The organism is Brevibacterium linens ATCC 9172 (assembly GCF_900169165.1).
In the GTDB taxonomy this organism is placed as follows: domain Bacteria; phylum Actinomycetota; class Actinomycetes; order Actinomycetales; family Brevibacteriaceae; genus Brevibacterium; species Brevibacterium linens.
Map to the genome: position 1 here is coordinate 16,597 of NZ_FXYY01000027.1, position 24,036 is coordinate 40,632.

20 protein-coding genes are annotated in these 24,036 nt (G+C 58.4%); 8 read left to right on the top strand and 12 right to left on the bottom strand.

Annotation, left to right across the window (positions count from 1 at the left end):
* Positions 1–4 precede the first annotated feature (4 nt).
* Positions 5–1,165, bottom strand: coding sequence for an SLC13 family permease (locus tag BLIN9172_RS15300; protein WP_240812186.1), 1,161 nt, complete (start codon positions 1,163–1,165; stop codon positions 5–7).
* On the opposite strand from BLIN9172_RS15300, the gene BLIN9172_RS15305 reads away from it, so the two are divergent.
* Entirely contained in the window at positions 1,127–2,002 is an 876-nt protein-coding gene (locus BLIN9172_RS15305; protein WP_240812187.1) for a CaiB/BaiF CoA transferase family protein, read from the top strand. The genes BLIN9172_RS15300 and BLIN9172_RS15305 overlap by 39 nt on opposite strands.
* Positions 1,999–2,289: an enoyl-CoA hydratase/isomerase family protein gene (locus BLIN9172_RS15310; protein WP_240812188.1), complete on the top strand. Its 291-nt coding sequence runs from the start codon at positions 1,999–2,001 to the stop codon at positions 2,287–2,289. The genes BLIN9172_RS15305 and BLIN9172_RS15310 overlap by 4 nt, the downstream gene beginning before the upstream one ends.
* On the opposite strand, the gene BLIN9172_RS15315 is transcribed toward BLIN9172_RS15310, so the two are convergent.
* On the bottom strand, positions 2,260–3,846 hold the full coding sequence (locus BLIN9172_RS15315; protein WP_101555814.1) for an IS1634 family transposase: 1,587 nt from the start codon (positions 3,844–3,846) through the stop codon (positions 2,260–2,262). The two genes, BLIN9172_RS15310 and BLIN9172_RS15315, sit on opposite strands and share 30 nt — an antisense overlap.
* 84 nt (positions 3,847–3,930) lie before the next feature.
* Here BLIN9172_RS15315 and BLIN9172_RS15320 point away from each other — a divergent pair, with 84 nt between their 5' ends.
* Complete coding sequence (locus BLIN9172_RS15320; RefSeq protein WP_101555815.1) at positions 3,931–4,545, top strand: enoyl-CoA hydratase-related protein; 615 nt, start codon at positions 3,931–3,933, stop codon at positions 4,543–4,545.
* A gap of 118 nt (positions 4,546–4,663) precedes the next feature.
* Here the strand turns inward: BLIN9172_RS15320 and BLIN9172_RS15325 are convergent, their stop codons facing one another.
* Positions 4,664–5,308, bottom strand: a complete 645-nt coding sequence (locus BLIN9172_RS15325) for a GntR family transcriptional regulator (RefSeq protein WP_170286946.1) — start codon at positions 5,306–5,308, stop codon at positions 4,664–4,666.
* Positions 5,309–5,519: 211 nt separating this feature from the next.
* Here BLIN9172_RS15325 and BLIN9172_RS15330 point away from each other — a divergent pair, with 211 nt between their 5' ends.
* The gene (locus BLIN9172_RS15330) at positions 5,520–7,106 is read left to right on the top strand and encodes an AbgT family transporter (RefSeq protein WP_101555817.1); all 1,587 of its coding nucleotides are present in this window, start codon (positions 5,520–5,522) and stop codon (positions 7,104–7,106) included.
* Between the two features lie 57 nt (positions 7,107–7,163).
* On the top strand, positions 7,164–8,243 hold the full coding sequence (locus tag BLIN9172_RS15335) for an NAD/NADP octopine/nopaline dehydrogenase family protein (RefSeq protein ID WP_101555818.1): 1,080 nt from the start codon (positions 7,164–7,166) through the stop codon (positions 8,241–8,243).
* Between the two features lie 68 nt (positions 8,244–8,311).
* Here BLIN9172_RS15335 and BLIN9172_RS15340 read toward each other — a convergent pair whose 3' ends face one another.
* Both BLIN9172_RS15340 and BLIN9172_RS15345 read right to left on the bottom strand, forming a co-directional pair.
* A complete protein-coding gene (locus BLIN9172_RS15340; RefSeq protein ID WP_101555819.1) occupies positions 8,312–9,889 on the bottom strand; it encodes an aspartate ammonia-lyase in 1,578 nt (525 codons plus the stop codon).
* A gap of 56 nt (positions 9,890–9,945) precedes the next feature.
* A complete protein-coding gene (locus BLIN9172_RS15345; RefSeq protein WP_101555820.1) occupies positions 9,946–10,269 on the bottom strand; it encodes a CHY zinc finger protein in 324 nt (107 codons plus the stop codon).
* A gap of 130 nt (positions 10,270–10,399) precedes the next feature.
* On the opposite strand from BLIN9172_RS15345, the gene BLIN9172_RS15350 reads away from it, so the two are divergent.
* Positions 10,400–11,443, top strand: coding sequence for a DUF2891 family protein (locus BLIN9172_RS15350; protein ID WP_101555821.1), 1,044 nt, complete (start codon positions 10,400–10,402; stop codon positions 11,441–11,443).
* A 51-nt stretch (positions 11,444–11,494) separates the two neighbouring features.
* Here BLIN9172_RS15350 and BLIN9172_RS15355 read toward each other — a convergent pair whose 3' ends face one another.
* Genes BLIN9172_RS15355 through BLIN9172_RS15370 form a run of 5 tightly spaced genes read right to left on the bottom strand, consistent with a single transcriptional unit; the run spans position 11,495 to position 18,574 of the window.
* Complete coding sequence (locus BLIN9172_RS15355) at positions 11,495–11,929, bottom strand: very short patch repair endonuclease (RefSeq protein ID WP_101555822.1); 435 nt, start codon at positions 11,927–11,929, stop codon at positions 11,495–11,497.
* Positions 11,930–11,967: 38 nt separating this feature from the next.
* Positions 11,968–13,176 carry a DUF6339 family protein gene (locus tag BLIN9172_RS17955; RefSeq protein ID WP_145997979.1) on the bottom strand — a complete coding sequence of 403 codons (1,209 nt, stop codon included), beginning with the start codon at positions 13,174–13,176 and terminating at the stop codon, positions 11,968–11,970.
* Complete coding sequence (locus tag BLIN9172_RS17960) at positions 13,169–14,092, bottom strand: hypothetical protein (RefSeq protein WP_145997980.1); 924 nt, start codon at positions 14,090–14,092, stop codon at positions 13,169–13,171. The genes BLIN9172_RS17955 and BLIN9172_RS17960 overlap by 8 nt, the downstream gene beginning before the upstream one ends.
* Positions 14,089–15,996, bottom strand: a complete 1,908-nt coding sequence (locus BLIN9172_RS17965; protein ID WP_145997981.1) for a hypothetical protein — start codon at positions 15,994–15,996, stop codon at positions 14,089–14,091. Before BLIN9172_RS17965 ends, BLIN9172_RS17960 begins: the two co-directional genes overlap by 4 nt.
* On the bottom strand, positions 15,932–18,574 hold the full coding sequence (locus BLIN9172_RS15370) for a Z1 domain-containing protein (protein ID WP_170286947.1): 2,643 nt from the start codon (positions 18,572–18,574) through the stop codon (positions 15,932–15,934). The genes BLIN9172_RS17965 and BLIN9172_RS15370 overlap by 65 nt, the downstream gene beginning before the upstream one ends.
* A 190-nt stretch (positions 18,575–18,764) precedes the next feature.
* Here BLIN9172_RS15370 and BLIN9172_RS15375 point away from each other — a divergent pair, with 190 nt between their 5' ends.
* Together BLIN9172_RS15375 and BLIN9172_RS15380 are read left to right on the top strand one after the other, a co-directional pair.
* Positions 18,765–19,850: a DNA cytosine methyltransferase gene (locus tag BLIN9172_RS15375; RefSeq protein ID WP_240812191.1), complete on the top strand. Its 1,086-nt coding sequence runs from the start codon at positions 18,765–18,767 to the stop codon at positions 19,848–19,850.
* Positions 19,851–19,874: 24 nt separating this feature from the next.
* A complete protein-coding gene (locus tag BLIN9172_RS15380; RefSeq protein ID WP_101555826.1) occupies positions 19,875–20,939 on the top strand; it encodes a restriction endonuclease PLD domain-containing protein in 1,065 nt (354 codons plus the stop codon).
* A 290-nt stretch (positions 20,940–21,229) separates the two neighbouring features.
* Here BLIN9172_RS15380 and BLIN9172_RS15385 read toward each other — a convergent pair whose 3' ends face one another.
* Together BLIN9172_RS15385 and BLIN9172_RS15390 are read right to left on the bottom strand one after the other, a co-directional pair.
* Positions 21,230–22,441 (bottom strand): CoA transferase, encoded by a 1,212-nt coding sequence (locus BLIN9172_RS15385; protein WP_101555827.1) that lies wholly within the window; start codon positions 22,439–22,441, stop codon positions 21,230–21,232.
* 12 nt (positions 22,442–22,453) lie between these two features.
* On the bottom strand, positions 22,454–23,323 hold the full coding sequence (locus BLIN9172_RS15390) for an HTD2 family dehydratase (RefSeq protein WP_101555828.1): 870 nt from the start codon (positions 23,321–23,323) through the stop codon (positions 22,454–22,456).
* Between the last annotated feature and the right edge of the window lie 713 nt (positions 23,324–24,036).

The window sequence follows — 24,036 nt, forward strand, 5'->3', positions numbered from 1 at the left end:
CTCATCACCACCCGGGGACGACGAAGGTCAGCCAGGTGACGATCGGCGCGATGACGACCATCGAGAATCCCCACACCATGAGCTGCTTGAACACCTTGTCCCGCTGATCCTCCGGCGAGTTCGCCACGACAAGCGCACCCGAGGTGGAGAACGGTGAGGAATCGACCACCGAGGACGAGATCGCCAGTGCGATGATCAGGCCGATCTCGCTCACACTTCCAGTGAGCAGGAACGGCACTGCCAGAGGAATGAGTGCACCGAGGATGCCCGTCGTCGACGCGAATGCCGAGACCACCGCACCGATGAAGCAGATGATGAGTGCGGCGAAGAGCGGAGCTCCCATGCCGCAGACCAGCAGCGCTGTCGGCCACGCAATCTTGCTCACCGCACCCTTGCTGATGCGGGGCGAGAAGAACGAGATGACCACGGCGATGCTGATGGCGGTGAACCCGACGTCCTGATTGAGCGGCGGCACGACCATGACCGCAAGAACGATGAGACCGACGAGAGTGACGATGCGGTTGAGGTCGAAGGTGGTGATTTCGACGTCCTCGTCGGCGTCCTTGACCATCGTCGTCTGCACCGACCGTCGAGCCGCCCTGCGCTCGGGGTCGTGGTACGGCGCGGGAGAGCCGCCCGGTCCGCCGCCGGCAGGGCCGTCCGCTCCACCCGAGCCGCCTGCACCAGTGTCGGCCGATCCTGGTCCGACTCCACTGGCAGGTTCCCCGTCTTTGTCTTCGAGTCCGTGCCCGAGATCGCGCTTGCCCAGCGGCTCCCGCCCGCCGAAGAGGAAGAAGCAGACCAAGCCGAGGATGACGTTGAAGACGAAGGACGCGAGGAACAGCAGCAGCGGGCTGCCCGGAAGGTCATTGCGTTCGACGACCTGATTGGTGATGGTGCCGAAGATGCTGAGCGGCGAGAACCCGCCGGCCGTCGCTCCGTTGGTGACCATGAGCCCCATGAGCAGCGGCCGGATGCCGTACCGCCGGGAGAATCCCATCCCCATCGGCGCGATGATCGCGATGGCCGCCGGCTCCACGGAACCGAAGCCGGAGAGCAGAGCCGTGACGACGAAGAACACCCACGGGATCAGCGCGATTCGACCGCCGACGGCCTTGACGAGGATATGGACGATCCAATCGACCGTGCCGTTGTCCTTCGCCAAGGCGAACAGATACGTGACGCCGACAAGCTCGGGATGATCCTCGCGCAGGCTCGGTCGGGGCTGATGAGCATCACTGGATTCCCCGATCACCCGCCCGCGAAGGTCGGGGTGCCGATCTCCGATCTCTCGACCGCTCTCTACGTCGCGCTCGGCATCGTCTCCGCCCTCTATGAGCGGCGCGAGTCCGGGCAGGGCCAGTACCTCGACGTTTCCCTCTTCGAGTCGGCGGTGTCCTTGGCGGTGTGGGAAGCCGGCGGGTACTTCGGTGCTGGGACGGTGAGTCGGCCGAATGGTTCGGCTCATCAGGCGCAGGCACCGTATCAGGCGATCGAGGTCGGCGACGGGTTCGTCACCATCGGTGCGAACACCCCGGCCACGTGGACGCGGTTCTGCTCGGCCTTCGACCTCGCCGACCTCGAGCACCACCCGAAGTACGCCGAGCCAGCAATGCGGTTCGCCAACCGAGAGGCCCTCATCGCCGTCATCGAGGATCGGCTGCGCAACCGCTCGATCGCCGAGGTGGTCGAAGAGATGAATCGAGTGGGTGTCCCGGCCGCACCGATCAACGACTACGAACAGGTGTTCACCGACGACCATCTGCGGCAGCGGAACTTCTTCTGGTCGTCTCAGCACCCCCGCCTCGGCGAGGTGACGCAATTGGGCAACCCGATGCGCTTCTCCCGTTCGCAGCTGATCCACGGTCGGGCCGGACCGTCGCTCGGTGCGGACACCGACCGGGTGCTCGCGGAGTTCGCGAGCAGTACCGGGACGGCCAGGTCCGGCTCGGACTCCGCCCCTGCCGGAACCGACACCATCACCGAGGAGGTTCGGTCATGAGCGACGATGTTCTCACCGAGGTCGTCGGACGCACGCTTCGCGTCACGTTCAACCGTCCCGAGGCGCGCAACGCGATGACGTTCGAGATGTACCAGAAGCTCGCCGAGGCGGCCGCCCAGGTCGACGCGGACCCGCAGCTGCGTGCCCTCGTCCTCCGTGGAGCCGGAGGCCGAGCCTTCGTGGCCGGTACCGACATCGCGCAGTTCCGGGGGTTCACCGGTGAGGACGGAGTCGCGTATGACCTGAGTTCCACAACTTTAGTGCCCCGCAAACCGGCCGGGCAGTAGCTCAGCCGCGATTTCTCTCGCCTCCCCGGCGACCTCGGGATCGAAGGTGATGTCTTGCCCACCGACCCGCCCGGTGAACTCCCGCAATGGCCGCAACGATGTGATGATCTTCTTCAACGACTCCCCAGTCGCGGCCTGCATGAACCTCGATACGGCCAACGCCGTGAACACGACCGGCAAGTGCGCCTCGATCGCATCCCGTTTCCGGTGGAAGATCGGCCTGGCTCGCAGGTCGGTCTTCGACATCCGGAAAGACTGCTCGACGTGCCACAGGTCGTGATAGCTGCCGATGACCTCGGTCGCTGGCATAGTCCCGGCGGGAATGTTCGTCACGTAGCCCTTGAACCCCGTCAGCTTCATCGCCCGCTCATACGCCTTCTCATCGAAGGCTTTCTCCTCATCGGTGACTTTCACGAACCGGGCCTTCTTCGCCGGCTTCTCCCCATCGATGATTGCCAGTGCGCGGTTGCGCTGCAGGTTCAGCGTCTGCTCATCACGCATCGCCCGTTTGCGTCTGTACTGCCACACCACTCGCCACGCACCCGGATGTTCCGTAGCCGACCACACGGGTTCGCGTCGCTTCTTCACCCGCTCCGGGTCGAGTCGCTTCACCCCTTTCGGAGTAATCGTGTCGATGATCTGTCCATCGTCGGTGTATTCGCCGTTCCACCGAAAATGCGTCGCCAGGTCATGTGGTGCTTTCGTCTGCCGGGACCCGACGATGAACCGCAGCCCAGCATCGTCGAGTTCCTTGAGGTTCTTCGCCGACAGCATGCCCGCATCAGCGGCGACGACCATGTTCGCCACCTGGTGGCGGTCTTGGAAGGTTTTGATCACGGGAATGATCGTGTGGGTCTCGGCTTTCGCTCCTTCGAAACAGCCGATCTCTAACGGGAATCCGGTCCGGTCAACGAGCAGTCCCACGACGATCTGAGGGTCAACGCGACGTTCTTTCGAGTACCCGACCTGGCGCAGAGCGTCTTCCTTCTCAGCCTCGAAATATAAAGTCGTCACATCATAAAGGAGCAGGCTGATGCCGGTGGTCGCGACACTGTGGCTGAAGCATTTCTCGGCGATCTTTCCTCGGTAGTCGCGTTCGTTGGCCCGGATGAGACAGTTAAGGAACGTGTTGTGATGCGGTGGCTCGATACCAAGCTCGGCAAGGACACGGAGACTGTCTGCCTTCGAGGTGGGTTCGACCAGCCGTGCCAAAACGAGGCGGAAGAACGCGTTGTCTTTGATCACGTCGGCGAAACCGAGTCTCTTCCACGACTCGGTGATGGCGTCGATGAGGACCGATGACCGTGATCCCACAACGGTTCGCGCTCGTGGCGGTGCAGCAGTATCGGCGGGTAAGCCCAATTCGAGTTCGAGTTGTTCCGCTGCCCCGTAGTCGGTGAGCTTCTCGTCGCCGGCGGCGAGCAGGGCTGTCAGTTCTGCCTCGGTGTGAGCGGATCCGAGGTGTTCAAGAACGGTGACTTTACCGCGGTGTTTGCGCACGATTTGCACGGCTGTGGCCCCGGAGGCAGTGGTGACTTTCCGTAGACGAGGCGACATAACCCCATCGTAGACAGCCGATTAGTGTCCCACCAACACGATTGCTGACCCTGTGACCAGCACAAACAAAAGCAGAATCGCGAAATCAGAGCCCAATTGTGGAAGTCAGGAGCCTTCGTGGCCGGTACCGACATCGCGCAGTTCCGGGGGTTCACCGGTGAGGACGGAGTCGCGTATGAGCAGCGCATCGACGAGGTGCTCGGGACTCTGGCCGCGGTCGGCAAACCGGTCATCGCCGTCATCGACGGCCACTGTGTGGGCGGAGGTCTGGGGATCGCGTGCTGCGCGGATGTGCGGATCGGGTCGGCTGCCTCGGCGTTCTCCGTTCCCATCGCTCGGACCTTGGGCAACACACTTTCGGCAAACACCCTGCGCCGCTTGGTCCGGGCGTTCGGGGTACCGCGGACCGCGTCGATGCTCATCACCGCTCGGAAGGTCGACGCGCAGGAGGCGCTGGCCTCGGGGTTCCTCACCGCGGTCGATGAGGATCTCGACGCCGAGGCCGAAGCCCTCATTGAGCGGGTTGTCTCCGGGGCACCCCTGACGCAGTGGGCGATCAAGGAGAACCTCCGCCGGCTGGCTGCCGGCGGACCCGTCGACGATGCGGATGTCGTCTCAAAGGTCTACGGCAGCCAGGATTTCGCGAACGCCGTCGAAGGATTCCTCACCAAGACCCCGGTGGAGTGGACCGGGGAGTAAGCCGTCGTGCCGCGCGTCGCTCGATGGGACATCGCCTTGATTGCAGTCATCCCTGCGCTTATCTGGTCGTTCGGCGTGTGGCCCCACCGGCGCAGAACTACAGCCAACTCCGGGAGAACTATGAGTCGCTCTCTCCGGCGACTCCTGAGTGCCGTGTGAGCACACTCATCATATGGTCGCGCGCCCGCTCGATCCCGCTCAGCGCAGTGCTGCGGATGACGGCCTCATCTCGAGTCATGATCGCGTCGATCAGACGGCCGTGGTTGACCGCCTTGTAGGGACGACCGAGTTCTCGGCGGAGGTTGAGACAGCGTTCGATCTCTTCATGGATCGCCCGCACCGTCGTCGCCAGCAGGGAGATGCCGGAAAGTTCGGCAATGCGCACATGGAGCCTGCTGTTGCGCTCATTGAGCACGAGCTTCTCGACGTCAGGGTCCGTGCTCAGCGCGCTGAGCTCCTCGAGCTCGGTGAGCTCCCCCTCTGTGCTTCTCTGAGAGGCGAGCACCGCCGCCTCGGGCTCGACAAGGGTCCGCAGAGTGTAGAGATCGTGGATTTCGCCGAAGTCAAGTGGTTTGACGAAGGTTCCCCGCTTCGGAAGTACGACGACGAGCCCTTCTCGGCGGAGGTTGTTGATCGCCTCTCGCACCGGCGTACGACTCATCTCGTACTGTTCGGCGAGGGCCGAATCCGACAGAACCGTCCCCGGGCGCAGTCGTGCTTCGATGATATCCCTCTTCAACCGGGCATAGGCCCGATCGGCCATTGACTCCTTCGAAGCCATCGAACACCCACTTCCGCTCTCGAGTCCCAACCCGAGTGTTCGCTGCGGGTTGACTTCATCTGCTTTCGAATTCTAGCATTCCTGTTATATATTTCATGTACGTAAGTTGGATTAAACAACTTGGCTGCCAGTCCTCGACGAGGACCTCACCACAACGACGTGCCACGAGTCCACGACCCGCAGGAGGGCCTTCATGACACCCCGAACCGTCGACGCCGATCCGGGAATCAACCCTGACAACCGCTTCTACCGCGTACTCAGTGCGATCGAACGCGCGGGAAACCGACTGCCTCACCCGTTCTGGCTCTTCACCATCCTCTGCATCCTGCTCGGAATCACAAGCGCAATCATGTCTGGGCTCGGAGTCTCCGTAGTCCTGCCGGACGACGGATCGACAGCGCAGGTCAAGAACCTGTTCTCGATCGACGGCGCCCTCTTCGCCATCGAGAACGCTCTGACGAACTATGCGACGTTCCCGCCGCTGGCGATGATCGTCGTCGTCCTACTCGGCGTGAGCATCGCCGAGCGCAGCGGAATGCTCACCGCTCTGCTGCGAGTCACGGTCGGACGCCTGCCGAGAGCATGGCTGACCTTCTCCATCGCCTTCGCTTCGATGATCGCGCATGTGATGTCGGATTCCGCCTACCTCGTGATGATTCCGCTCGGTGCACTGGCGTTCAGAACCGCAGGACGCAGTCCGCTGCTGGGCCTCATGGTCGCCTACGCGGCCACCGCCGTCGGCTTCAACGCCAGCCCGCTCGTCACACCCTCTGATGCGATCCGCGCGTCCCTGTCGATGGCCGCCTCGCACATCGTCGACGAGAACTACGTCGTCACGCCTTTCGCGACCTACTTCTTCACGGCGGCCTCATCGGTGATCCTCTCGATCACGATCGCCGTCGTCGTCGACAAACTGCTCACCCGTCGCCCAGAATTCTCTCCGAGTCGCTTGGACGCCGACTTCGCCGTCTCCGACAAGCTGTTCAACACCGATCCGACGATGCAGGCGGGCGGCTCGGTCACCCTGCGCGCAGAGGAGCGTCGGGGACTCATCGTGTCTGCCGTCGTCTTCGCCGTCGCGGCAGTCGGCATCGCACTGATGCTCATGCCCGGCTCTCCGTTCCGCGGTGAGGGCGGCAGTATCGTCCAGTCGCCCGTCCTCAAGAACATCGCGATCTTCATCGCCATCGTGTTCGGCCTGCTCGGAATCGTCTATGGCCGGATCACGAAGTCGATTCCCACCCTAGGCGATGTGCCGCCTGCGATGGCCGAGGGCATCCGGACACTGGCACCGGTGCTCGTACTGTTCTTTGTCGTCGCGCAGTTCCTCGCCTACTTCGAGTGGACCAATATCGGGTCGGTCATCAGCGTCAATGGTGCTGAGCTGTTCAAGCAGCTCAGTGCTCCGCACCTCGTGCTGCTGCTGCTCATCGTTGTCGCAATCTGCATACTCAACATGCTCATCACCAGCGGTTCGGCCATGTGGTCGATTCTCGCCCCCGTAGTCGTCCCGCTGGTCATGTACATCGGCATGCGTCCCGAATCGGCAATGGTCGCGTTCATGATCGGCGACTCTGTGACCAACTGCCTCACGCCGCTCAATGGCTACTTCGTGCTCGCCCTCGGATATGTCCAGCATTTCCGCAAAGGAGCCGGCGTCGGCACGATGCTGTCGTTCACCCTTCCCCTCGCCGTCGCGGTGCTCATCGTATGGACGGCCTTCTTCGTCCTTTGGTACCTCATCGGGATTCCTCTCGGACCGGGTGTACCTGTGCGCTGACCTCGCGCCTTGCGGTGCCGACCGAACAACTGCAGTAAGAACGAAAGGAACAGAGAAATGGGAACGATCGCCGTCATCGGTGCAGGCAACGTCGGACAGACGATTGCCGGACACATGACGCTTAAAGGGCATTCGGTTCGGATGTACTCCGTATGGGATCGAGAGTTCGATCCGATCCAGGACCGCGGGGGCATCGAACTCTTCGGGGAGATCAACGGAAGCGCGATGCCGGAGATGCTCACCACCGATATCGCGACCGCAGTCACCGGTGCCGAGGTCGTCGTCGTCGCCGCACCGGCCTTCGCGCATCCGGGCCTCTCGGCTTCATTGGCGCAGGTCCTCGAGCCGGACCAGCTCGTCGTCTTCCAGCCCACGGTGCTCGGCAGCGGTGTCGAGCTGTCCCGGCAGTTCGTCCTGGAGAATCGTCCGCCGAGCCTCATCGCCGAGAGCGCGACGAGTCTCTACACCTGCCGACTGAAGGAACCGGCACGGGTGTATGTGGGAGCGGTCAAGGATTCCATCCGGATCTCGAGCCTGCCGAACAGCCGAACTCAGGAGGTCGTCGAACGGCTGGCGAGCTTCTTCGGAGACCACTATTCCCCTGCCGTCGACAGCCTAGCGGTAGGGCTGAGCAATTCGAACCCGATCTATCACGTTCCGCCGGCAGTGCTCAATTTCAAGACGGTTGAGGACGCCGACCGTCTGCCCCAACACACTCTGGTGACTCCACGGATCGCCGAGGCCATCGAGGCTCTCGATCAAGAGAGGTTGTCGCTGTCCTCGACTCTACACACGGACACGACCGGATTCTGGCAGTTCCTCGCCGACGCGTATGGAGTAACTGAAGGATCGTTCGTCGACCGCGTCGTCCAAGGCTATGGTCGGCAGGCGTTCCCAGAGCCGGATTCGCTCACCCACCGTTACTTCACCGAAGACATCCCCTTCGGGTTGGTCGTCTGGAGCTCGATTGGGAACGAGGTGGGTGTGAAAATGCCGCTCACCGACGGGTTCATCGCCATCAGCAGCGTGTTGTGTGGAGTCGATTTCAAGGAGACAGGCCGTACCGTCGACTCTCTCGGACTCGCGGGGGCCGGGGTCGATGAAATTCTTGAGGTCTTTCGCCACGGGACACCTTGAGACAACAAACAATTATGGGCTGTGCCAGGAACCCGTATAAGGCACCTGGCACAGCCGCTTGCCGCTTGTCACCCCTCCGGGTCGGGAATGATCGGAAGCTCGGTCGTCACCTCATCCCGGGGAACCACCTCGGCGCTGGTGGCGGTGTTGTTCACGGAATCATCGGCGGGCATACCGGTCAGACGTTCGGGGCGAAGGATTTCGCCGAGCTCATCGCGCTCGAGCAGTCCGTGCTCGACGACGAGATCGGCGATGGGTTCGTTCTTCGCCAGTGCTTCCTTCGCGAGCTTCGCCGCGGCGACATAGCCGATGACCGGGGCGAGCGCGGTGATGACGGTGACCGAGCGGTCGACGGTGTCCTCGATATGCGCCTCGTTGGCGGTGATGCCATTGACGCAGTTGATGCGGAAGGTCTGGGCCGCGCGTTCAAGCCACGTGATCGACTGGAACAGCGAGTGGGCGATGATCGGTTCGAAGGCGTTGAGCTGCAGCTGTCCGCCTTCGACGGCCATCGACACGGTGACGTCGGCGCCGGCCACGGAGTACGCGACCTGGGACACCGCCTCGGGGATGACGGGATTGACCTTGCCGGGCATGATCGACGATCCCGCCTGGCGGGCGGGCAGGTTGATCTCACCGATGCCGGCCTGCGGCCCCGAGGACAGCAGGCGCAGGTCGTTGGCGATCTTCGACATCTTCAGCGCGCTGCGCTTGAGCGCACCGGAGAAGGTGATGAAGACGCCCGTGTCGGAGGTGGATTCGACGAGGTCGCCAGCCGTTTTCAGGTCGAGTCCGGTGATCTGCCGCAGGTGCTTGATGACCGCTTCCTTGTACCCGACCGGGGCGTTGATCGAGGTGCCGATGGCGGTGGCGCCCATGTTTACCTCGCCGAGGAGGGCGACGGCTTCCTCGAGGCGTTCGACGTCTTCGCGCAGGGTGGTGGCGAAGGCGTTGAACTCCTGACCGAGCGTCATCGGCACGGCGTCCTGGAGCTGGGTGCGCCCGACCTTGACGATGTGGGCGAACTCGCGGCCCTTCGCGGCGAAGGCATCGGCGAGGAGCGTGAGTTCGCCGAGGAGGTTCTGCAGTGAGAACGCCAGCGCGATCTTGATCGCGGTCGGGTAGGTGTCGTTCGTCGACTGGCTGTGGTTCGTGTGGTCGTTGGGGTGGATGAACGCGTAGTCGCCCTTGGACCGGCCGGCGATCTCGAGCGCACGGTTGGTGATGACCTCGTTGGCGTTCATGTTCGTCGAGGTGCCGGCTCCGCCCTGGACGACGCCGACGGCGAACTGGTCGTGGAGTTTGCCGGCTTTGATCTCTTCGCAGGCCGCGTCGATGAGGTTCGCGCGCTGGTCATCGAGCGCTCCGATCTCGGCGTTGGCCCGGGCTGCGGCCTGTTTGACGCAGGCGAAGGCGCGGACGAAGTCGGGATAGACGGAGATGGGGCGGCGGGCGATGGGGAAGTTCTCGTTCGCACGGGCCGTGTGCACTCCCCAGTACGCGGTGTCGGGGATCTCGAGGCTGCCGATCGAGTCGGTCTCGGTGCGGGTGGGGAAGTTCTGGCTGGTGGGGATCTGGCTCGTCGTCGGCGAGGTGAGGGGAAGAGAGGCGGTGTTGGGGTCTGCGGAGGCGTTCGACTCAGTCATAGTGGTTTCACAATCTCACATTTCGGCCGCCGACCGAAGGAGAGATCGGTGTGAGATCAGGAACCGAAGTAGTAGTCCGAGTGGGCCGCGCAACGGGGGTTGAAAGGCGCGTGGCATTCGGGGCAGCTGTCGGCTGCTTTGTAGGCCGTGATCGTCAGTTCGCTCCAGCAGTTTCCGCACAGGACGGCGGGCTGGTCGAACTTCTCCCCTGGCCATTGCTGCGCGGGATGATCGACAGTCTCAGAGTGGCAAAGGTGGCAAGGATAGTAGCGGTCGCAACAGGCGAAGCGGATGGCGATGATGTCGAGTTCGGTGGCGTAGTGAACGCACCGAGTGTGCTCGTCGACGGTCGGGCCGAATACTTCGGGAGTCCCCGCCATTGCTCGCCCATCCTTCCTGCATGTCGCGACGAGAGCTGGTCCTGGTCCGATCCAGCCTAGCCGCTGCGGTTCGCCACCTGGTTCGGTGATCATCCCAGTAGAGTGGAAGACCCCGAGCCGATGAGGATCCATGCCGCAGATAGACGATTACGTTCGCCCTTTCGCCGAGGTGGCGCTGAGCAACATCACCCGTGAGTATCCGTTCGCCTCCCATCATCTGGCGCGGAGTTTGGCCGACATCGTGCCCGCGGTGGAGAAGCACCCGGCGTTCGCGAACTCCTATGACTGGCATTCGAGCGTGCACATGCACTACCTGCTGGTGTCGCTGCTGGAGACCGAAGAGGCCCACGGTGCGAGCTGGCGCGATCGTGCCCTCGAGGTTCTGTCGTCGCACCTGAGTGAGGAGAATATGCTCGCCGAGGCGGCCTTCCTCCGTGAGAATCCTTCGTGGGAGCGGCCGTATGGCTGGGCGTGGGCGGTCGAACTCAATCGGGTCCTCAATGCCAGCGACGTTTCAGAGTTGCGTGCGCTTGGTACTCACACGCAGGTGCTCGCTGAGACCGTCTTCGACCTCGTGACCGCCTGGTTGCCGAAGGTCGCTGAGCCGGTGCGGCATGGGGTGCATTCGAACACGGCGTTCGGTTTGCGCCGAATTCTCCTCGGGGCTCGGGCTGCAGACCGGCGGGATGTCGTCGATGCCATCGCGGGTGCAGCGCGTCGATTCTTCACCGAGGATGCTGCGTGGAGCTTCACTCAGGAGCGTAGCGGTCACGATTTCCTCTCCCCCGGCTTGTGCGAAGCCGACCTCATGGCGGAAGTGCTCACCGACGACAAACTGGCGACGTGGTTACCTGAGTTTCTATCCGAACTCTCGCCGGAGTCACCAGCGCTCACACCGGTCAAGGTCCTCGACCCAACTGACGGCCAACAGAGCCACCTCTACGGTTTGGGCCTCTCGGTCGCGGCGTCAGTGATGCGATTGGCGCCGAGGCTCGAAGCGATTGCGGAGAACACTGGCGATGATGAATTCGTGGCTCAGGCCAAGGACATGCTCACTAGGATCGACCCGTTGATGTCGCCGGGACTCGAAGCAGCGGTGTCAGACGAATACGTGTCGTCCCACTGGATCGCGACCTTTGCATGGGAAGCCATTCAGACGAACCCGGACAAGTAACTCGGCCGTCCAAACTCGGACCACGAATATCTGCCGTCTCAGTGCTTCAAGTTACCGGGTCGCTTGCTTCCAGGCCGCTTCAATACGATCCGCAGCGGCGCTGGAGTCTTCATGCTCCCATACCCGCATCACAGTCCATCCCTTATCCAACAATGTCTGGTTAACTGCCTTGTCACGAGCTGCATTTCGACCAATTTTCGTTGACCAATAATCCGTGTTCGTCTTGGGCATGAAGAAATGCTCCGGGCATCCGTGCCAGAAGCAACCGTCGACGAACACAGCGATTTTTGCCTTAGTGAACACCAGGTCAGCCCGCGACCTGACACCTTTCATGGGAGAACTGTCCACACGGAAACGCAGTCCACGCGAGTGCAGGATCGAACGCAAAGCCAGCTCTGGCTTGGTGTCTCGACGCCGGTTCGCTCGCATCGTACGCCTTGCGTGTTCAGATGATGCCCACGACTCATGTCCTCCCCTATGCAACATTACTCATAAGCCTATGCAACATTACTCATAAGGACACCTCACATCCCCAACGCCATATACGCGGCATTGATGACTCGTTCTGGCACGTTCAGGTCTTTGAAGCGATTGGTGGTCTCGGTTTGTGTATTGTAAGCAGAAATACGAAGGGCTGATGCGGCGACGGACTGCTGGCTCATCGTCAGCGAGGCCCAATTCTCAATCAGCATTTCAAGCCTAGCGCTAAGTTGCCGTGATCTATGTGGACGGAAGTTTCCACGGAGTACGTCCGAAGACCGTTCCAACAGGTATCTCGCCTCTTTGAAGTCGCACGCACCCAAAGTGTTCATCACCATCCTCCGATGGTCGCCAGCGAGCCTTAGATAATCTTCTTCCACAACCGACAGGTTGCCAGACGGAGGAGGCTGCCGTGAGCTCTCGATAGACGGCCGAGCTCCGGAACAATCCGGACCGTTCTTATTAGAGCCAGAAGAGCCGGTTTTGGATTTCTCGACAAACGCACGATCAAAACAATCCGCAATCATGCGAGAAACGACGTCTCGGCTCAATGCCTCCACCGCGATACGACCACATGCCTGGCCGACAAGCCGTAATCCGCGACGCAAAACTTCACGATTGTACCCGTTTCGGCGCTTTGTCCGAATCGCCTCCTGCGCGATGATCTGACTGAGAAAACTATTACCAAGTAGAGTGATACGATCTGTCAGCTGCACGAATTCGTCCTCTTCAAAGACTTTACATGCCTCGACACCGAGCAAGTCCTGCCGGAACCACGCCTGGCGGAAAACATTTCTCCTTACCAACTTAAGTCGGTGCACTCTCTGACGACCACCCTCTACCTCGGCTTTTGCACTTGGCTCGTTGCCGGGCCAACGCCAAATAGCTACATCCGGCAGCACCCGAAGCGTAAGGAAGTTCCACACCTGAGCCAATGAGGCTTCGACTTCTAGCATTGGCATTTCTTGTGCAAACACCAAAGCAAGCTCTCGATCAAATTCCAGTTTATTATCTTTGACTATTGCGCTCGGAAATCCATAATGAGACGCCAAACGAATCACCTTCTCGCGAAGATCGCCAAGTTTTGCACTATCGACCCGGAACGCTCCCGTCTCATAGAATCTCACAGAGTCGACTGACAGATTTACTAAATCTGTCGCTTCATCCACTCCTCCGTTCAGAAGAACGTCAAACTCGGCCTCAGCCTCAGAAGGATCAATTCTCGGCCAGACTGGCACTGGCAATTCAGCCATTTGCGACCTCAATATTCAGAAAGCGCTGGATCTCTACATCCAGTTCCGCCCATCGAAATTCCGCTTGATTCTTCAACATCTCGATATCTCCACCGAGGAGGAGCAAGTCCGATTCCATCGCCGATCCCAGCGAGCCGTCTGGAAAACGAGATTGCGAAGCAGTCTCAGATGCGTCAAAAAATACGGATTCTAGATCATCGACGTCTAGCAACGCTCTGCGAACAAGCTCTCGATGCAAATCCAACATCAGTGACGCTAACAAAACCTGACCCTGAGCTCCACCATTCCCATCCAGCATATCGGAAATTGCCGGGTTCGCCTGATTGAGGTTAATTCTAACTGCTATATCCACAGGGAGAGTCAAATCCTCATGATTGATCCAAATATGCCATCTTGCATTGGAGCTGCCAGAAAATGGTGGCTCGCCGTCTGGAATAATTACCACCGGAAGGCGAGGAGCATCACCTTCAAGTCTGACTTCAATAGACTCTTCCCAAAGGATTGCTCCTATCTCATTTGGCGCAAAGCGGTCGCTGGCCAAACCCGGCTCGAGCATAATTACCTTTGCTCCCAACCTAAGATTGCCGCCGACGGTTCCACGTGGAATTTGGACAATCGAAGTTACTTCGCGAGCCTCAATCGGGACCACCTCAGCGACTCCGCTTCGCCCTACTTTCTGCGTAGACCAACTCAACGAAAGCCCAATTGTGGCGTCATCAGACACACCCGCCGTATGAAGTAAAAGAGGGATGTCGGCCTGCAACTTCAATGTCGCTGAAAACGGGTGGAAATAGCTCCAGTCCGGGAGAAACTGAGGACTCTTAAGTGCGACTCCATCAGTTACTTCTATTTCCCAGCTGAGAATGGAGGCAGCTTCGGTTGAGGACATACGATAGCCACGACTCAATGCGCTCATTCCGCTACCTTCTTCGACTCGATACCTACTCGCACAGACACCGCGACATCGCGACTATGCGCAACGCGAAGCCAAAGATCAGCGCCATCAATCGTGTCGCTCAGCAAGATGCCTTTCGCGTCAGTCGATACTTCATTTCCGGCGGCGAACCAGCCTCGAATTTGGACATCTTCCGATTCCGGGCTCGAGTCCTCGCCCGCTTCCGTCATTACACGAACCTGTGGGCGAACCAATAGATCGGACATGTCGACCCCTTTAGCGACAGCCACAGAAATCGGGAACTCGACCAATACCAACTCTGAGTCCGCATTTACAAACTTAGGAGGGCCGTCTACTTGTGCGGTAGCCCGTTTCGCCCGACCTCCGCCCACCTTCTTCCTTGACGGCGAGGGGGTAGGCGACAACTCTGCTCCCGAACCCGATAGTCCGATGAGCGACGAGCCGAGCAATCTGCTCACTTTCGAAACACCGAATGCGCCTTCACCCTGGCTATTTGGAGCCTGTAGCTTCGACTTCGGCCCAGTAGCTTCGTCAATTGAATCAAGCGTCCAAGCAATTGGACGTGACTTGGACCTACCGTGCTCTCGCTTCCAATTATCGTGCGTCACGGGTTCGCTCATTGCGAAAATTCGTTCTACTTCAGTATCGGAATCAGCTACGAAAACTCCGACACGTGGCATACCGTGCTCCGGTGGTTTCACAGATTTGTAGTCGACTATGAAACGGGGCCCGCGCATCAGGGCCACTCGATTGTTCATAGCAGGCCTAGCTTCGCTGACGTAGATGTTCTTCAATGCCAACCAGCCGGTCTGAGCTCTTTCGGAATCTGTCGGCGTACGTTCCACGCTAAGTGTAAACGGCACCGCAGAATCTGCTTGCGCTTGTCGAGCCAGAATTGCTCTATAAGCTTCTGCAAACGGTTGGTAGTCCGGATCGTTGTCGATTGAAACCTCTTTGCCTATTCCATCTTCGAACACGCCGAAGGAAATAGTGCTAGATCCGTCGGTTTCCACCATGTGGGGCCACGCCCACCTTTTCATAGCACGGACTAGAGCGTCGGCAATCCCAGCCTTCGATTCGGCAGCCGAGTTCGTACCTGCCTCACGCGGCAGAAGTATCCCAATCGACGTTCCAGTCACGTCTTGAGGAAGATCTATTCCGAGCTGGATCGCAAGTCCTCTCGCCGGTTCGCCTTCGACCGGTTCTACGCGCTTTGCGCCATTGCTGAGATCAACTCGCCCCCACCATTGTCTTCCGGTAAATCTGTAGCCCTCTTCCTCATGTTGTTCAGAGACGGATGCGGCGATAAACCGAGAATTCAGTTGGCCACCGGAATCTCTATACTGGGAGTACACCAAACAGGTTGATACAGAGCTCGCGGAATACAGAATCCCCTTGCCGAGTCCGTAGGTTCCGCCGCCAACTTCACGACGAGCATCCCTCCCAATGTCGAATATGAAATTTCTGAAATCCGACTTCACAGTTTCGCTAATGGCAGCCGAGGCGTCAGTTGGTCCGCCGAGACCTCGAGTATCCCTGTCTTGCAGAATAAGCACCGTCATGTCATTAGAATTTAGAGCCGCTCTTAGCCCGGAGTTGGCAACTCCTGACGCATCACGAAACACCTGATCTCTGAGCACCTGCTGTTCAGCGGATGAAAATGAGCGGACATAAGCATCGAAATCGATCTTATCTCCAGTTCTGGCATCCCATGAATTCTGTACCGCTTCTTTGAACAGCACGTCCCAGAAATCAGCTTTTGGCTTGCCCAGCGCCCGTTTTGTAGCACTCGCGTCGATTGCTCCTGTGGGAGGAAAAGGTTCTGAGAAACGGTCTAATCTAGTCATTGTCTCCAATTTCCGAGTCCGCAATGGCAACTTGTTCATCGCTGTATAGCGCTTCATCTAAATCAGTCTCAAAACTCTCAATATCCATTTCGGGAATATTGGCTACTGCGCACTTAATTGCACGGTGCGGCTCCATCGACGAAGGGAAATCAAATCCCAATCCATAAACCGTCGCATTTGCATTCAGTGGAACTCTGTCAAGTCCGTTCTCCTGCCTCGAATCGCCCTTCGGGACGGAGTTTCGGTCGATCGGATAGATTCTCAGAATTCCCGTTTTCGGATGAAGTTTCTGCCTAAGCAGATCTGTTGAAGCCGCTGAATCAGTCGGCTTGCTATCACCGTCAATCCCAATCACCCGGTCGGGGCCCCTGGTCAGCGCCCTAATATTTGCGATTGTGTCGTGCCCATCGTCCAAGCGACTTCGAATCACGGTCCTGACCACTCCGACTGGAGCAAGATCAACCTTTTCTCCTGAACCTTCCATGACAACGACTCGCCAGTCGTTCAGGCCCCCGGAGTTGACTTCAGCTTTTATATAGTCAGAGAGGGCTTTGGGAGTGAAATGCGTCTGATTCTCGGCGAACTCAAAATCTGATATTAATTTCAGGATCTCTTCAGACTTGATTCCAGAGAAACCTAGTCTCCTCGACGAGGCCGAGGAGCCCGCCTGAAAGTCAGTCTTCTCACCTCCGTTTGAAGCCGATTTGAGGAATTGCTCTATGGCACTCTGATTGTTGGCAAGAGTCGCAGGTCTAAGCGGTAAGAGTGTAGTCTGTGGCCGACTTGAGCCGAACGAGACTGAAACAACGTCAGCATTTCGCATTTTTGCGGCTGCAGTTATGGCTAGGGCCGGATGCATTCTGATTCGCACACCGAGCTCCCGCGGCGTAAGGCTCTCAACCGCATATCTGTCAATTTGTTCTCGCACCTCCGACTCAACCAACGACAAGTCACGAAACCAACTTGACTGGTCTCGAGGCATCCACATCCGGAAGAGGTCTTCATACCCTTGGCGGTAACCAAACCAACGACCCATTTGCAGCAGTGTGTCGTAGGCAGAGGCCGATCGAACGAAATAGCTGGAGATCAACCCCTCGAGTGTCAGCCCCCGAGACAGGGTGTTTCCTCCCAACACGATGACCGTAGCAGGGTCCCCGCTGGCATAAATTAGTCGGTCGGTCGACTTGTAGTTGTCGACAACTAATCGAATATCTTCTACAACTCCAAAGATTGCTGTTCGCACCGTCTCCCAGGACATAGGAGCGTATCCGTTGCCCTCGGGTAGCGCACGGTTGCATTCCTTTTGCCACATCTGCCTGAACTCAGTGTCCAATTTCGATCCTACGAATGAGTCCGAAGCGAGTTGTTTCCGAAGCTTCGCAATTTCTGCCTCCAGTGCGGCTTTGAGCTCAAAATGCACATCGGAAAGCATTGAAGTATGAACCAACATGCTTGAATGTTGGGCCCGGCCATTTCGCATCCGACGCGCGGAGGTGGAAAGCAAGAACCAGCGCACTGCATCGCGAAGTGAAGGAGAGACGACTGCCGTCCAGCCCTTCTTTAGCGCGGCCCGGTTTTCGGGCCGAACTGAAGAGATATCCTCCGGAGGAACCCGACGTACAACGTCGAGGCCTGTCGAGTCGGGGTCAGACGCATCGCCAAAGAGGTCTTCGGCGCCGAAGTAGCCGGCTGGCTTTGGCATTGGAACGATGAAGTCTCGCGGATACAGATTCTCCTCGTCGTTAGGATCAATCAGCATGTTCGCAAAAGGTGTTGCTGAGTACGCAACGTATGCGGATTTTGGATGCCCAAGGATACTCTTCAACAAGCTATTGATTGTCGAGACAGCATCTTTGCCTACATCAATACTCGCTTGATCAGCTTCGTCGTCAATGACAATCATCGGAGCATGCTTCATTGCATGTGTACCTGCGCCGAGCAACCAATCTCGCAATCGGCGAAGACGCGCAGGGTTCTTCTTGATCACTGCGATCATCGCTCCGCCAGGAGATGTTGCAAAGTTTTTGAACAACGAGCCAGCGGCACTCGTCTCTGCGAAGTCCGAATCGATATTAGTCAACTGATGCCATTTCAGGTCATCTGCTACCAGCATGTCATCGATACGAGCCTGCGTCTGACTACGAAGAATTTCTGTCATCCCCGAAAGAATGACGATGAGCTTGTAACCACGATCCACGGCCTTGGCTGCAAGAGACATAAAATTCGTAGTCTTTCCACTCTGGACGTAGCCGAGCACCAGCCCTTTCGTGTCGAAGTGTGCCGAGTTCGGCGAACTCATTCGTCGCAGAATCGAGTCGGTAGTGTTGTCTATGGTGCCCACCGCATCATTGCCAAGTTGTTTCAACAACCGCGATTTCAGGGCTGGCCAATGCTGGTCCGAGGACTGCGCTCCTTGATACCAGGGAAGTCGATTGGCCTCAGTGTCCTCCACTACCGTGACTTCTTCAGACGACTTACGGTCAAGATCCAGCATCAAAGAAATAGCGGCTTCAATCAGATTGACATCTGCCTCGATCAGTCTGGCACTGCTCTTGATTTCCCCGATAGTTTTGCCCTCTGCAGCCCAAGATTTAACAAGTGGCACTACACTCATGAGCTTCTCTTCTGAATACAAACCGACTCTCCTCGCCAACGTCATCTGTCTTCAACTACACAGACTAGGCCAAATCTTCCCATCCTGGCTGGTATCGAACTGACGCGCTCATCGTCAGTTGCAATCGGTTCAAGTGCCACCTAAGCTGCAGTGTCAGTGGTGAACCGTACAATCGGAGAGTGCCAGAAAGGCGCAGGCGGAGGAAAGAACATTGAACGAGTACGAGTACAAGCTAGGCGAGCTGTTTTGCGGCCCTGGAGGGATGGCACTGGGCGCCCATCTGGCTGCGGAGGATGTGCCCGACGTGCGTATCCAACACGAATGGGCTTCGGACTATGATCAGTCGACCGTTGATACTTACGTACACAATATCCCTGGGGCAAGTATCGGTAGTGTCCCCGTAGAGGATGTGCGCACTCTTGACGTCAGCAGGCTCGGCGACATTGACGGATTCGCATTCGGTTTTCCCTGCAATGACTTCAGCGTTGTTGGTGAACATCGAGGCCTTCAAGGTTCCTACGGGCCGCTGTTCCAATACGGCATCAATGTTCTACACCAGAAGCAACCCAAATGGTTTGTGGCTGAGAATGTAGGGGGGCTTACGGGCGCCAATGGCGGAAAAGCGTTCCAACACATTTTGAAGGAGATGCAAGGAGCCGGGTACGTACCAGTCGTACACAAGTACAAGTTTGAAAAGTATGGAGTGCCCCAGGCTAGGCATAGAATCATTGTTGTTGGGATCCGAAACGACCTAGCCGAGGACGGGATCACTTTCGAGATACCAGATTCATCGCTGAAAGAGTACGTCCCGGAAACCGCGAGCCAAGCAATCACCATTCCGAAGATCCCCGAGGCTGCTTTCAACCATGAGTTCACTCGCCAGAGTGCAGTTGTCCGCCAACGCCTCGAACTCATTGCTCCTGGAGAAAACGCCTTCACTGCAGATCTCCCTGAGCACCTTCGACTCAATGTCAAGGGCGCGCGTCTGAGCCAGATATACAAACGCCTCGATCCTTCGAAACCTGCATATACGGTCACTGGTTCAGGTGGTGGCGGGACCCATGTCTATCATTGGTCGGAACCAAGAGCATTGACAAATAGAGAGCGAGCTCGACTGCAGACCTTTCCTGACTGGTTTGAGTTCAAGGGAAGCAAAGAGAGTGTCAGGAAACAGATCGGTATGGCAGTTCCTCCCCGTGGCGCAAAAGTGATCTTTAAGGCTCTTTTTCGATCGCTACAGCGCATACCCTACCCATCGATAGAGCCGAATCTCACGATACCGGGAGTCCAGGCCTAGATTAACCTAAAAAGGATTCGTTCGATGATTGTAATTCCGGACAACCCCGAGGCTGTTCGTAACATTTTCCAATCGGCACCGGGAGAATCTGCGCTTCACGTTGTGACCGGGTACGCCTCCGCAACTACGGTGATGTGGATTCTTCACGGAGGCGACGACTCGAAGCTTGGGTCGGCATCAGATTTCGAATTCGATTCCTCGATGCCCCGTCTGCAACTCTTGGTCGGTATGTCTGCCACCGGCAGCGTTACGAGAGAAGATCACCTTGCGTTCCAGCAGATTGAATTGGCTTCGCATGGACAAGTCCAAATTAGATACGTAGAAAGTGATCAGGATCGAGATATACACAGTAAGCTCTTTGCCTGGTCGGATCCATCCATGAAAGCTACTCGAGCGTGGGCGGGGTCGGCGAACCTAACGATGCAAGGGTTGGGGATCTCGACGCAGCGCCAAGAAAATCACTTGCATCCGATCCCCTGTGACGAGGCACTGAAATATGCGCTTTCGCGGTGGCAATCGGGAATCAGCTGCGTTGCTGATGACGTTCTAAGCCGAGTGCCACTTGAGTCCTCCCGGTTTGGAGCTGCCACAAACTTCGACTTAGTTTCAGGGCAATCTGAATTTGAAATTGAAGAATCGAAGGACTTTTACCTATACAGTCGGCGCAAACGACAGAGTTACTCCGGAGGCGCAGGAGTCAATTGGGGCATCAGACAGAATCGGATGTCGCAAGATGAAGCCTACATTGCAATTCCAACCGACATCGGACAGTCCGACTTTTTTCCGACAAAGAACACGCCGTTCGACATAGTGTGTGACGACGGCGAGATTCTGATGTTGCGTGGGGCCAGTGGCTCGGCGAGATCAGGAAAAGATCTCTCAACCTGGCCAACTAACGCTACTCTTGGAACCTATTTGAGAAGACGAATCGGAGTTCCATATGGCGGGTTGATTCGAATTGAAGATCTATTACGATACGGTCGAACCTATGTAACAATATCTCGACTAAAGAATGGCGACTACATACTGGATTTTTCAAACAAGACCTCAAAACGCGACCCTATTGCAGAGTCAGCAACTAGAGAATGATTCTCTTTCCTGACGTCTGAATTCGCTACGAACCATCACTATGATCCTATAGCTGGTTGCTAGTGCGCTCTCGTTTCCTGCCGGAATATCGGCAATTCGACCTCGATAATTTCCTTGATGTGGAAGCCAGAAGGTCACTCCTTAGAGCTGGTCTCGATCTTCGTCTAATAGCGCAGGCTACCGCCTTCGACAGAAGCGTTGAACTGTTCCTGCGTATGAACTAAGTCAGGTCGACAGCCCAGATTACATCGGCCCAGGCATTCGGTTACACCGTCAGCCCGGCCGACCTGTTACTTCCCGAGGTGAACGACCCCAGCTGAACCCAACTGATCGCGTGCATCAGCAGTGAGTCCGAGTTCGGATTCCAGCACCTCCGCGGCGTCGCCACCCAGGGCCGGTGCCGGGGTAGCATTAGCCACCGGCGAACCACTGAACTGCAACGGCACACGCGGGGCGAGCACGCGTCCGACACCCGGCTGGTCGATCTCGGTGAGCATTGGGTTCTCCGTCGAACACCGCGGGTCGCTGGTGACTAGCTCTTCGAAGGTCTGGAATCCGCCGACGAGTACACCAGCGTCCTTGAGCGCAGCTACCGCCTCTGCGAGGGTGTGCGCCGCAAACCACGGGCGCACCACTGCATCGATGGCCTCACGTGCTTCGAACCGACCCCCCTCGGTATTCAAGTCGACATCAAGTAGCGGCCCGATCATCTCGAGCTTCTCGCTCAGCCCGGTCGCCTTCCCCAGACCTCGCCAGTGCTTGTTGGAGATGACAGCGACCATCACCTGACGGCCATCCGCACACTCGAATGACTGCCCGTAAGCACCGTAGAGACCGTTGCCCAGGGCACCGCGGGTATTCCCTGTCGCCTGCACCTCAGCGATATAGCCGAGATTGCCGACGGTGGCGAGCATGACATCGGACAGCGCCAGGGTGATCTCCTGCCCCTTGCCCGAAGCACGACGATCCAATTCGGCGGCCATGATCCCGTTGGCAATATAGAGACCAGCCGCGACGTCCCAGGCAGGCAGAGTATTATTCACCGGTCGATCGTCGTCGCCGGTGATGATCGGGAAACCGCTAGCCGCGTTGACCGTGTAATCCACCGCCGGCGAACCGTCATGCCATCCCCCCAACCGCAGCATGACGAGATCCTCGCGATGCTGGACGAGGTTCTCATACGACAACCAACCGCGGGCCGGGAGGTTCGTCACCAGCGTGCCCGCCTCGGCGATCAGCTGCGTGGCGATCTTCTGCCCCTCTTCGGACTTGAGGTCGAGCGTGACCGAGCGCTTGCCCTTATTCAGGGACGCCCAATAGATACTGGTGCCGTCATCGCTGATCGGCCACCGATTCGCGTCGATGTTCCCACCGATCGGGTCGATGCGAATAACATCGGCACCGAGCTGTGCCAAGGTCATCGCCCCCAGCGGGGCTGCGACGAAAGCAGAGATCTCGACGACCTTGAGGCCGGTCAGAGGTGCGGGGCGAGTATCGGTCATAATGGGTTCTCCTCAGTTCTTCGTCGTCACGGTGGCAGCAACAGCGGTCTTCCCACCCGGGGCAACGGCCTGCAGATCATGCACACCAGCTTCGGTCTCCCGACCGACGAGATGGATCTGCTTATTTGCGAACAACGGGGACTTCGCCGTGAACCGGTACCCGGTCACAGCCGCCTCGGGGTGAGTGGTCATGAACGCGTCCAACAACAGCGTCGCCGTCAGCGGACCATGCGTGACGAGACCGGGGTAACCCTCGACTTCGGTGACGTACGGGTGGTCGTAATGGATGCGGTGGGAGTTGAACGTCAGCGCCGAATACCGGAACAGCATGACCTCACTCGGCCGAACCGAGCGCGACCAGTCCCACTCGTCCGGGACAGCAGGGTCTTCACGTGGGGGCTTCGCTGCTGATCCCTCCGGTGCCGAAGTAGCCTCCCGGTAAACGATCGTGTGCCGATCCGTCGTCGCCAAAACCCCAGCCGCAGACACCTCGTGACGCAGCTTCACGAAACACAACGGGCCGGTGCTGCCGGTCTTCTCCGTGATCGATTCGATCGTCGTCACCCGCTCGATCGCCTGTCCGGGCAGGATCGGGGCGTGGAAGGTCAGGTCGCTGCCGGCCCACATCCGCCGCGGCAACGGCACCGGCGGCATGAAACCGCCGAGCGCTGCGTGCCCGTCGGCTCCGAGCTCGCTCATCGGCACATCATCTTCAGAGAAATGCAGCCAGTGCCCCAACGGGAACAAGGGTGCGGCCTGGTCACCGTCGTGGCCGAGTAGGGTCGCCAGACGTGCGGCCCGCTGTCCGTCGGCGGTCTCGGTGGCGGTGGACCACTCGCGACCAGTTGAGAATCGCGATCGTGACCTGGATCGAGCGGACATATCACCGACGTCGCCGACAAGCCCGGTTGGGTCGATTGACACCAGTAGAGTACGAAGCAATCATAGAGCCAGCTGCTCTCGCCGCTTGACACTCAAACTGTCACCTTTCTTTGCATCAGTCCCCCTTGCTGACAACCTCACTCATTACCTTGCTGACAACCTCGCTCACCAGCGTGCTGACAACCTGACTCACTAGGTTGCAGACACTCTGGGCGGGGTTGTCTTTTCTTCAGTGACATATCGTGACGGTCCGGTCAGCTGGTGCCTCGGATGGGAAATGCTTGAGCAGATAGTCATGCTGTTTCGTCAGCCACGTCTTCGTAGCTCCACGCATTCTGGCTCCAACGACTCTCCACAACGGATACCGCCTGACTGTTTCAGCGGTGCGAATTGGCAGCGGAAAATACACCGCTTCCTCACCAGTGGTCGGGTCGAACAAGGTGTAAGCGTCCTCGGTGACCACTGACTGATAGGTCCCGACCAGGGATTTCGGTACTCCGAGTCCGACAGCGTGGACATAGAGCTGTGGATTGCCCGCGGCAATCACAACACGGTCTGGCACTGCATCGGCGGCTTCTGGAAAGGGTGATTCGCCCCGGGAATAATGGAGACAGTGAAGCCACGGAAAGGACTTCCCTGTCATGCCCCAAAAGAAGTACCCCCTCGAGCTACGCGAACGAGCAGTCCGCATGGTCCTCGACGCCCTCGAAGCT

Excerpts from the sequence above, each read along its gene's own strand:
- BLIN9172_RS15350 (WP_101555821.1), top strand. The coding sequence starts at position 10,400 with ATGCCGCAGATAGACGATTACGTTCGCCCTTTCGCCGAGGTGGCGCTG.
- BLIN9172_RS15380 (WP_101555826.1), top strand. The coding sequence starts at position 19,875 with ATGATTGTAATTCCGGACAACCCCGAGGCTGTTCGTAACATTTTCCAA.
- BLIN9172_RS15325 (WP_170286946.1), bottom strand. The coding sequence starts at position 5,308 with ATGGCCGATCGGGCCTATGCCCGGTTGAAGAGGGATATCATCGAAGCA.
- BLIN9172_RS15305 (WP_240812187.1), top strand. The coding sequence starts at position 1,127 with ATGGACGATCCAATCGACCGTGCCGTTGTCCTTCGCCAAGGCGAACAG.
- BLIN9172_RS15385 (WP_101555827.1), bottom strand. The coding sequence starts at position 22,441 with ATGACCGATACTCGCCCCGCACCTCTGACCGGCCTCAAGGTCGTCGAG.
- BLIN9172_RS15355 (WP_101555822.1), bottom strand. The coding sequence starts at position 11,929 with ATGTTGCATAGGGGAGGACATGAGTCGTGGGCATCATCTGAACACGCA.
- BLIN9172_RS15330 (WP_101555817.1), top strand. The coding sequence starts at position 5,520 with ATGACACCCCGAACCGTCGACGCCGATCCGGGAATCAACCCTGACAAC.
- BLIN9172_RS15345 (WP_101555820.1), bottom strand. The coding sequence starts at position 10,269 with ATGGCGGGGACTCCCGAAGTATTCGGCCCGACCGTCGACGAGCACACT.
- BLIN9172_RS15310 (WP_240812188.1), top strand. The coding sequence starts at position 1,999 with ATGAGCGACGATGTTCTCACCGAGGTCGTCGGACGCACGCTTCGCGTC.
- BLIN9172_RS15340 (WP_101555819.1), bottom strand. The coding sequence starts at position 9,889 with ATGACTGAGTCGAACGCCTCCGCAGACCCCAACACCGCCTCTCTTCCC.
- BLIN9172_RS17965 (WP_145997981.1), bottom strand. The coding sequence starts at position 15,996 with ATGAAGCGCTATACAGCGATGAACAAGTTGCCATTGCGGACTCGGAAA.
- BLIN9172_RS15315 (WP_101555814.1), bottom strand. The coding sequence starts at position 3,846 with ATGTCGCCTCGTCTACGGAAAGTCACCACTGCCTCCGGGGCCACAGCC.
- BLIN9172_RS15335 (WP_101555818.1), top strand. The coding sequence starts at position 7,164 with ATGGGAACGATCGCCGTCATCGGTGCAGGCAACGTCGGACAGACGATT.
- BLIN9172_RS17955 (WP_145997979.1), bottom strand. The coding sequence starts at position 13,176 with ATGGCTGAATTGCCAGTGCCAGTCTGGCCGAGAATTGATCCTTCTGAG.
- BLIN9172_RS15390 (WP_101555828.1), bottom strand. The coding sequence starts at position 23,323 with ATGTCCGCTCGATCCAGGTCACGATCGCGATTCTCAACTGGTCGCGAG.
- BLIN9172_RS17960 (WP_145997980.1), bottom strand. The coding sequence starts at position 14,092 with ATGAGCGCATTGAGTCGTGGCTATCGTATGTCCTCAACCGAAGCTGCC.